The organism is Streptomyces panaciradicis, from assembly GCF_023516615.1.
GTDB classification, from domain to species: Bacteria; Actinomycetota; Actinomycetes; order Streptomycetales; family Streptomycetaceae; genus Streptomyces; species Streptomyces panaciradicis.
Map to the genome: position 1 here is coordinate 26,187 of NZ_JAMGBF010000159.1, position 8,761 is coordinate 34,947.

8 protein-coding genes are annotated in these 8,761 nt (G+C 72.3%); 4 read left to right on the forward strand and 4 right to left on the reverse strand.

The genetic code is table 11. The annotated features are described in order from the left end of the window. The first annotated feature begins 55 nt into the window (after positions 1-55). Genes M8J74_RS36960 through M8J74_RS36970 form a run of 3 tightly spaced genes read left to right on the forward strand, consistent with a single transcriptional unit; the run spans position 56 to position 2,527 of the window. Positions 56-643 (forward strand): DUF5998 family protein, encoded by a 588-nt coding sequence (locus M8J74_RS36960; RefSeq protein WP_249840619.1) that lies wholly within the window; start codon positions 56-58, stop codon positions 641-643. Then, positions 643-1,836, forward strand: a complete 1,194-nt coding sequence (locus M8J74_RS36965) for an alkaline phosphatase family protein (RefSeq protein WP_249840620.1) — start codon at positions 643-645, stop codon at positions 1,834-1,836. The genes M8J74_RS36960 and M8J74_RS36965 overlap by 1 nt, the downstream gene beginning before the upstream one ends. Before the next feature lie 43 nt (positions 1,837-1,879). Beyond that, positions 1,880-2,527: a thymidine kinase gene (locus M8J74_RS36970; RefSeq protein WP_249840621.1), complete on the forward strand. Its 648-nt coding sequence runs from the start codon at positions 1,880-1,882 to the stop codon at positions 2,525-2,527. Positions 2,528-2,543: 16 nt separating this feature from the next. Here the strand turns inward: M8J74_RS36970 and M8J74_RS36975 are convergent, their stop codons facing one another. Continuing rightward, positions 2,544-3,347: a VOC family protein gene (locus M8J74_RS36975; RefSeq protein ID WP_249840622.1), complete on the reverse strand. Its 804-nt coding sequence runs from the start codon at positions 3,345-3,347 to the stop codon at positions 2,544-2,546. 296 nt (positions 3,348-3,643) lie between these two features. On the opposite strand from M8J74_RS36975, the gene M8J74_RS36980 reads away from it, so the two are divergent. Continuing rightward, positions 3,644-4,483: a sulfurtransferase gene (locus tag M8J74_RS36980; protein ID WP_249840623.1), complete on the forward strand. Its 840-nt coding sequence runs from the start codon at positions 3,644-3,646 to the stop codon at positions 4,481-4,483. Between the two features lie 80 nt (positions 4,484-4,563). Here M8J74_RS36980 and sepH read toward each other — a convergent pair whose 3' ends face one another. From sepH to M8J74_RS36995, 3 genes are all read right to left on the reverse strand, one after another. Continuing rightward, complete coding sequence (gene sepH, locus M8J74_RS36985) at positions 4,564-5,604, reverse strand: septation protein SepH (protein ID WP_249840624.1); 1,041 nt, start codon at positions 5,602-5,604, stop codon at positions 4,564-4,566. A gap of 411 nt (positions 5,605-6,015) precedes the next feature. Further along, positions 6,016-7,335: a D-arabinono-1,4-lactone oxidase gene (locus tag M8J74_RS36990; RefSeq protein ID WP_249840625.1), complete on the reverse strand. Its 1,320-nt coding sequence runs from the start codon at positions 7,333-7,335 to the stop codon at positions 6,016-6,018. Continuing rightward, positions 7,295-8,533, reverse strand: coding sequence for an MFS transporter (locus M8J74_RS36995; protein WP_249840626.1), 1,239 nt, complete (start codon positions 8,531-8,533; stop codon positions 7,295-7,297). The genes M8J74_RS36990 and M8J74_RS36995 overlap by 41 nt, the downstream gene beginning before the upstream one ends. Positions 8,534-8,761: the final 228 nt, after the last annotated feature.

Here is an 8,761-nt window from a genome sequence, read left to right on the forward strand (position 1 = left end):
CCCGGACGGCCTGAGCGGTGCCTCGCAGCCGACGCGCCACCGTAGGATGGACGTCATGGCCAAGACCAGTACGACGACCCAGGGGCTGCGAGCGGCGATCGAGCGCAGCGGCTACTACCCGGCCCTCGTGGCCGAGGCGGTGGAGGCCGCCGTGGGCGGCGAGCCCATCCGGTCGTACCTGGTCCACCAGGAGACGACGTTCGACCAGAACGAGGTGCGCCGGCACGTCACCGTGCTCGTCCTCACCGGCAACCGCTTCATCGTCAGCCACACCGACGAGCAGGCCGCCGACAGCACCTCCCCGACGCCGTACGCGACGACCTCCACCGAGTCCGTGAAGCTCGGCCGGATCTCCTCCGTCGTGGTCAGCCGGGTGGTCGCCAACCCGGAGCAGTACACGCCGGGCACCCTGCCCCGCGAGGTCGTCCTCACCATCGGCTGGGGCGCCGTCTCCCGTATCGACCTCGAACCGGCCGCCTGCGGCGACCCCAACTGCGAGGCCGACCACGGCTACACGGGCAACTCCACGGCCGACGACCTCAGCCTGCGCGTCAGCGAGGCCGGCGACGGCCCGGAGACGGTGCGCCAGGCGCTGGTCTTCGCCCAGTCGCTCTCCGAGGCGACCGCGGACACCGCCGCCTGATGGTCCACGCCGCTCCTTGGGACGCCCATCCAGAACCCCTCTCCGTCGCGTCCGCGCCCCTGCCTGAGTACGGCAGCGGCTCCCTCGCCGACCTGCTGCCCACCCTGGCCGCCGGCATGGGCGTACCGGACACGACGGCCGCGATCACCGAGCTCGCCCCCGCCGACCGCAACTGCGTGTTCCTGGTCGACGGCCTGGGCTGGGAGCAGCTGAAGGCGCACCCGGACGAGGCGCCCTTCATGACCTCGCTGCTCGGCAGCTCGCGCGGCGGCACCGGCCGCCCCCTGACCACCGGCTACCCGGCGACCACCGCGACCTCCCTCGCGTCCGTCGGCACCGGCCTGCCCCCGGGCGCGCACGGCCTGCCCGGCTACACCGCGCGCAACCCCGAGACCGGCGAGCTGATGAACCAGCTGCGCTGGCAGCCGTGGACGCCGCCGCAGGCCTGGCAGCCGTACCCGACGATCTTCCAGCTCGCCCACCGGGCGGGCGTGCACGCTGCCCAGGTGTCCTCCCCGACCTTCGAGAACACCCCGCTGACCAAGGTCGCGCTCAGCGGCGGCACCTTCCACGGGCGGCTGTCCGGCGAGGACCGCATGGACCTCGCCGCCGAGCAGCTCGCCGCCGGCGACCGCTCCCTGGTCTACACGTACTACGCCGAACTCGACGGCGCGGGCCACCGCTACGGCGTCGACTCCGACACCTGGCGCGGCCAGCTCATGCACGTCGACCGGCTCGTGCAGCGGCTCGCCGAGCAACTCCCGCCGCGCACCGCGCTGTACGTCACCGCCGACCACGGCATGATCGATGTGCCCTTCGACGAGGAGCACCGCATCGACTTCGACGAGGACTGGGAACTGCGCGCCGGAGTCGCCCTGTTGGGCGGCGAGGGCCGGGCCCGTCACGTCTACGCCGTCCACGGCGCCGAGAACGACGTGGCCACGTGCTGGCGCGAGGTGCTCGGCGAGCAGTTCTGGGTGGCCTCGCGGGAGGAGGCGATCGCGGCGGGCTGGTTCGGCCCGTACATCGACGACCGCGTCCGCGCCCGCATCGGCGACGTCGTGGCGGCCGCCCGCGACGACGTCCTGATCATCGCCTCCGAGCGGGAGCCGAAGGAGTCCGCGATGGTCGGCAACCACGGCTCGATGACCCCTGCCGAACAGCTGATCCCCCTGCTCGAAGTACGCTCCTGAAGCCGTCCTCCGCTCCTCTCCGCCGAAAGGTGCTCAACCCTCCATGCCCGAGCTGGTGTTCTTCTCCGGAACGATGGACTGCGGGAAGTCGACTCTGGCTCTGCAGATCGAGCACAACCGCTCCGCGCGCGGCCTGGCCGGGATGATCTTCACGCGGGACGACCGCGCGGGCGAGGGCAAGCTCTCCTCACGCCTGGGCCTGGTGACGGACGCGGTGGAGGTCGAGGACGGGCAGGACCTGTACGCCTACCTCGTCGACCACCTCTCGCAGGGCGGCCGCGCGGACTACGTCATCGCCGACGAGGCGCAGTTCCTCGCCCCGGAGCAGATCGACCAGCTCGCCCGCGTCGTCGACGACCTGGGCCTGGACGTCTACGCCTTCGGCATCACGACCGACTTCCGCTCCAAGCTCTTCCCCGGCTCCCAGCGCCTGGTCGAACTCGCAGACCGCGTGGAGGTGTTGCAGGTCGAGGCGCTGTGCTGGTGCGGCGCCCGCGCCACCCACAACGCCCGCACGATAGGCGGCGAGATGGTCGTCGAGGGCGCCCAGGTGGTCGTCGGCGACGTCAACCAGGCCGATGCCGTCGGCTACGAGGTCCTGTGCCGCCGCCACCACCGCCGCCGCATGACGGCGGCCACGGCACGCGCGGCGGCGCTGTCCCCGGACGTGCTGCCGGTCCCCCCGGCCTGACGGGGCCGCCAGTGGTTCAGCGCGGGCCCTGGATCAGGGAGAACAGCGCACCCTCCGGGTCCGCCACCGTCGCCACCCGGCCGTGGACGCTGTCCCCGGGCGGCTCGAGGACGTGCCCGCCGAGTGCGGTCACCCGGGCCGCCGCCTCGTCCGCGTCGGCCACCTCGAAGTACGTCATCCAGTGCGGACCCCGGTCCCGGGGGAGGGCGTTGCCGACGCCGTGCAGGCCGGCCACCGGGCGGCCGTCGATGTGCAGGGTGACGTAGTCGAAGTCCGCGGAGACGACCGGTACCTCCTCGTAGCCGAAGACCGTCTCGTAGAACTTGGCCACGCCGGCCGTCTCGTAGGTGACCAGTTCGTTCCACGCGGGGGTGCCGGGCACGCCGGTGAGTGCCGTGCCGCCGTGGGCGGCGCCCTGCCAGATCCCGAAGACCGCGCCGGAGGGGTCGGAGCCGATCGCCAGCCGGCCCGCCTCGGCCGCGTCCAGCGGGCCCACCCCGACCGTGCCGCCGCACGACCGCACCGTCTCCGCGGTCAGGTCCACGTCGTCCGAGGCGAGATACGGCGTCCAGGCGATGGGGAGGTGCCGGTCGGCGGGCAGCTGGCCCATGCCGGCGACCTCGTAACCGTCCAGCAGGGCCCGCACGTAGGGACCGAGCTGGTGCGGGCCCGGTTCGAACTCCCAGCCGAACAGCGCCCCGTAGAACTCCTCGGTCGCCGTCAGCCCGTGCACCATCAGACTCACCCAGCAGGGCGTACCCGGTCTGTGCCCGGCCCGCGTCCCGTCGTTCGGACCGGCCGACTCCCGTGCCTCCGTCATCGTCTCTCTCTCCTCGACCCCTCGCGGTGGCCGTGTCGCGTCCGCTTCCCGGATCCCCGTGCCGATGCTCGCACCACCCGCGGTGCCGCGCGCCGCGGGCGCGCTCGCCACGCCGGGCCCCGTGTCCGGAGCATGCCGGGTGTACGGCTTCCCGCCAGTTCGCGCGCTGTGCCGACCGATGTCGATCCGCTGTACAGCATGTGCCCGAACCCGTACGCCTCGTGATCGGGCCTGCCCGGCGGAGCAGAGTAGCCGGACATGGACGACGCGGCCACCCCGTGCGCGAGGATGGGGCCATGAACGCCATCATCTCCGCCTCCGAACTCGCGAGCGATCTCAAGGGCGACCACCCGCCGGTCCTGCTCGACGTCCGCTGGCAGCTCAGCCTCGCCCAGGCGCCCTTCGACGGCCGGGCCGAGTACGCGGCCGGCCACATTCCCGGTGCCGTGTACGTCGACCTGGACGCGGAACTGGCCGCCGCGCCCGACGAGCGCGGCCGGCACCCGCTGCCCGACCTCGACGTCTTCGGCGCCGCCATGCGCCGGGCCGGTGTCTCGGCGGGGACGCCGGTGGTCGTGTACGACGGCGGACTCGGCTGGGCGGCGGCTCGCGCGTGGTGGTTGCTGCGCTGGACGGGTCACCCGGACGTGCGGGTCCTCGACGGCGGGTTGCCGACGTGGGAGGGCGAACTGCAGACGACCACACCGGCGCCCGCGGAAGGCGACTTCGAGCCGGTGCCGGGTGAGGCGGGGCTGCTGGACGCCGACGGCGCGGCGGCGCTGGCGCGTTCAGGGGTGCTGTTCGACGCGCGGGCGGGGGAGCGGTACCGGGGCGAGGTGGAGCCGATCGACCGGATCGGCGGGCACATCCCGGGGGCGGTGTCGGCGCCGACGAACGACAACGTCGGTACGGACGGCCGCTTCCTGCCCGCCGAGCAGCTGGCGGAGCGGTTCAAGTCCCTCGGCGCGGGCGGGGGTTCGGACGTCGGCGTGTACTGCGGCTCGGGTGTCTCGGCGGCGCACGAGGTACTGGCCCTGGCGGTGGCGGGGATTCCGGCGGCGCTGTACGTCGGTTCCTGGTCGGAGTGGTCGTCGGATCCGAACCGGCCGGTGGCCGTGGGGCCCGACCCCCGGTAGGGCGCGCGAAGAGGCCCGCACCGTCGCCGGTGCGGGCCTCTCGCCGTGCTCTGACCGGGCGTCAACCGCCGTACGCCCGGTTACTCCTGCTTCTTGCGCCGCGTGCCGAACACGATCTCGTCCCAGCTCGGGACCGCGGCCCGGCGGCCGGGGCGCACGCCGTCGGCCTCCGCCTGCCGGTCCGTCGCGCCGATCAGGCGGTCGCGGTGGCTGCCGACGGAGCGGGGCATGAGAACGTCCGCGTACGCGGAACCGGCCGAGGCCGCGGGGGCCGGGGGCTCCTCCGCCTCGGGCTCGACGGCCGGCGGCTCCTCCTCCGGAGGCGAGGTCTCCGACGGGCGCTCCGGGACCACCAGATCGCCACGGAAGCTCGGCACCGCCTCCAACAGGCTGGTCAGCGAGTCCCGTTCGCCCGCCGTGATCTCCTCGGCGGGCTCGGACGCCTGGGCCGGCAGACTCGGCCGGTCCAGGGCACGGTCCAGCGGACGGTCGCGCGGCAGCCGTGCGATGCGCGGGACGAAGGGAAAGCTGGGCTCCGGCGCGGCGAGGTCGTCGGACTCGCCGATCAGCGAGCGCGCCTCCTCGTCGACGGCCTGGACGAGCCGCCGGGGCGGGTCGTACGTCCAGCTCGCCGAGTGCGGTTCCCCCGCGACCCGGTAGACCAGCAGGACCTCCCAGGTGCCGTCGTCGCGGCGCCAGGAGTCCCACTGCACGGTGTCCTTCTCCGCGCCGCGCAGCAACAGCCGCTCCTGCACGGCCTCGCCGAGCTGGGGTCCGGCGTTCTCGCCGGGGCGGCGGACGGGTGTCTTCCTGGCCCGCTCGGCCATGAACGCGCGCTCGGCGAGGACCGGGCCCTCGAAGCGCCGTACCCGGTCGACGGGGATGCCTGCGAGCTGGGCGACCTCTTCCGCGGTGGCACCGGCGCGTATACGCGCCTGGATGTCGCGGGGGCGGAGATGGCTTTCGACCTCGATCTCGATCTGTCCGAGGCGGGGCCGGTCACCGCGGACGGCGGCGCGCAGCCGCTCGTCGATCGGCAGCGTGTACTCCGTTGAGTCGGCAGCCTTCAGCACCAGCCGTGTGCCGTCATTGGAGACGGCCACGACACGCAGTTCGGGCATGGGGACCTCCCGGGTGGTGCCTGCCGACGTCACGTGCGTCGCTGCTTCCGCTAGTCGAGTGTGGCCTGCCCGGGTGCAGCCTGCCACAACCTTGCCGAGTTGCCCGGCGTGTCGGGCACGGGCCCTGGATCGCCGTTATGGCACGGTTACCTATTCGCAACGCTAAGTGACCAACTCCGTCACCCTGTGCAACTAGCCCCCTCCCGGCGGTCCTTCAAGCCCCGGACGCCCTGGCGGGAGACCGGACCCAGGGCTCGCAACAGTACTCCATTCGGACCACGTGCGTGGATTGGCGCGCCACCCAACTTCTGGCAACGGACCGGAGTTGACCGCCCGTTGCCCGTTTTCGGGATCTTGAACGTGGCGTACTTCACGTAACCGCCGGAAACGGAACCAATGGCTTCGGCCGTCCTACGCGCCCAACACCCGTCGCAGGTAGTCGTTCTGGAACCGCCGGTCCGGGTCGAGCCGGTCCCGCAGTGCGGTGAACTCGCCGAAGCGGGGGTAGACGCCCGCGAAGTACTCGGCGTCCCGCGTGTGCACCTTGCCCCAGTGCGGGCGTCCCTCGTGCGCGGTGAAGATGCGCTCGGCGGCCGTGAAGTAGGCCTGATAGGGCGTGCCCTTGAACATGTGGACGGCGACGTAGGCGCTGTCGCGGCCCGACGCGGTGGACAGGGTGATGTCGTCGGCGGGGGCGGTGCGCACCTCGACCGGGAAGCTGACCCTGAGGTCGGAGCGGTCGAGCATCGCCTTCAGCTCGCGCAGCGTCTCGGTCAGGGCCGCGCGCGGAACGGCGTACTCCATCTCCACGAACCGCACCCGGCGCGGCGATGTGTAGACCTTGTAGGGAATGTCGGTGTACGTCCGCGCGGACAGGGCCTTGCTGGAGACCCGGGCGATCGTCGGGACGGTGGCCGGCACCGCCCGGCCGACCCACTGGGCCACCTGGAAGACGCCGTTGGAGAGGAACTCGTCCTCGAACCAGCCCGCCACCTGGCCGACCGGCTTCTCGGGACCGGCGCTGCGGTTGTTGCGCTTGGTGTTGGTGCTGCCGGTGTGCGGGAACCAGTAGAACTCGAAGTGCTCGTTCTCGGCCCACAGGGCGTCGAAGTCGGCGAGGACCCGGTCGAAGGGCATCGGTTCCTCGCGGGCCGTGAGCAGGAAGACCGGCTCCACGGCGAAGGTGATCGCCGTGACGATGCCGAGGGCGCCCAGGCCGATCCGGGCGGCCGCGAAGACCTCCGGGTTCTCCTTCTCGGAGCAGGTGAGCACCGAGCCGTCGGCGGTGACCAGCTCCAGCCCCTTGATCTGCGCGGCGATGGAGGCCGAGTCGCGTCCCGTGCCGTGGGTGCCGGTGCTGGTGGCGCCGGAGACGGTCTGCTCCATGATGTCGCCCATGTTCGTGAGCGAGAGCCCCTCGCGCGCGAGCGCCATGTTGAGTCTCTTGAGCGGGGTGCCGGCCTCCACCGTGACGGTCATGGCATCACGGTCGATCTTGCGGATGCCGGTCAACAGTTGAGGGCGGATCAACACACCGTCGGTGGCCGCGATGGACGTGAAGGAGTGCCCGGTACCGACCGGCTTCACGGTCAGTCCGTCCTCCGCGGCCTGCCGGACGGCCGCCACCAGCTCCTCGACGGAGGCGGGCGTGACCTCCCGCGCGGGGCGGGAGGCGACATTGCCGCCCCAGTTACGCCACGTGCCGTTCTTCCCGCTCGCTGTGCTGCTCAACGGTGCCTCCCCGACGCGGAGCCGGCCTGCTGAGCCGGCGGTACCCCAGGAAACCGACCGCGACCGCGACGGCCCCGGACACCGCCGGAACCCCGTACCCGGCCCGCGCTCCGGCCGCGTCGATGACCCAGCCTGCCACGGAGGAGCCGAGCGCGACGCCGACCGCGAGCCCGGTGCTGATCCAGGTCATGCCCTCGGTCGACTGCGCGCGTGGTACGTGCTCTTCGATCAGGGACATCGTCGTGATCATCGTGGGAGCGATGGACAGGCCCGCGACGAAGAGCGCCACGGCCAGAAACGGCAAGTTTCCGACCAGTAGGAGGGGGATCATACTCACGGCCATCGCGCATATGCCCAGCAGCCAGCGACGCTGTGGGGCTCCCGCGAAACGCAGCAGCCCGAACACGATTCCCGCCACGCAGGATCCGGCCGCGTACAGGGCGAGCACGACACTCGCGGCGCCCTTGTGGCCCCGCTCGTCGGCGAAGGCCACGGTCACCACGTCCACCGCTCCGAAGATCGCCCCGGTCGCCACGAACGTGGCGACGAGAACCTGCAGCCCACGCGAGCGCAGCGCCGACCCGCCGCCTTGCCTGGCCCGGGGGTGCGGCTCCGGCTCGGTGCTGCGCTGCGCGGTCAGCCAGAAGACGCCGAACGCCAGGAAACAGGCCGCCAGCAGGGGCCCGGCCTCCGGGAACCACGCGGTCGACAGCCCGATGGAGATGATCGGGCCGAGGATGAAGCACATCTCGTCGACCACCGACTCGAACGAGTACGCGGTGTGCAGCAGCGGAGTGCCGCGGTACAGGGTCGCCCACCGGGCCCGGACCATCGCCCCGAGGCTCGGTACGGAGCCGATCCCGGCGGCGCACACGAACAGCACCCAGTCCGGTCCGCCGAACGAGACGGCGAGCAGCAGCCCGGCCGCCGACGCGAGGGCGACCAGCGTGGCCGGCCGCAGCACCCGGCGCTGCCCGTACTGGTCCACCAGGCGCGATATCTGCGGCCCGATGGCCGCGGCGGCCAGCGCGATGGTGGCCGACAGGGCGCCCGCGAGGCCGTACCGCCCGCTGAGCTGCGAGATCATCGTGACGACGCCGATGCCCATCATGGACAGCGGCATCCGGCCGAGGAAGCCCGCGGCGGAGAAGCGTCTGGTGCCGGGTGCGGCGAACAGGGCGCGGTAGGGACTCGGCACGGCGGGCTCCGGTCGGGCGGAAGGGGAGTGCGGGAGGAGAGGCGGAACGGCGTAAGGCGTGTATACCGCCGATACAGCTTACAAGTCGCACGCCCGTTCGCACCCCTCCCGGCAGATCGGGAACCCGGCCCGACACCCCGCCGTTTCCCGGCTGTCAGTACCGGATGACAGGATTCGACCCATGCGAGACGTGCTCGACGCCACCCCTTACGACGCCCTGCTTCTGCT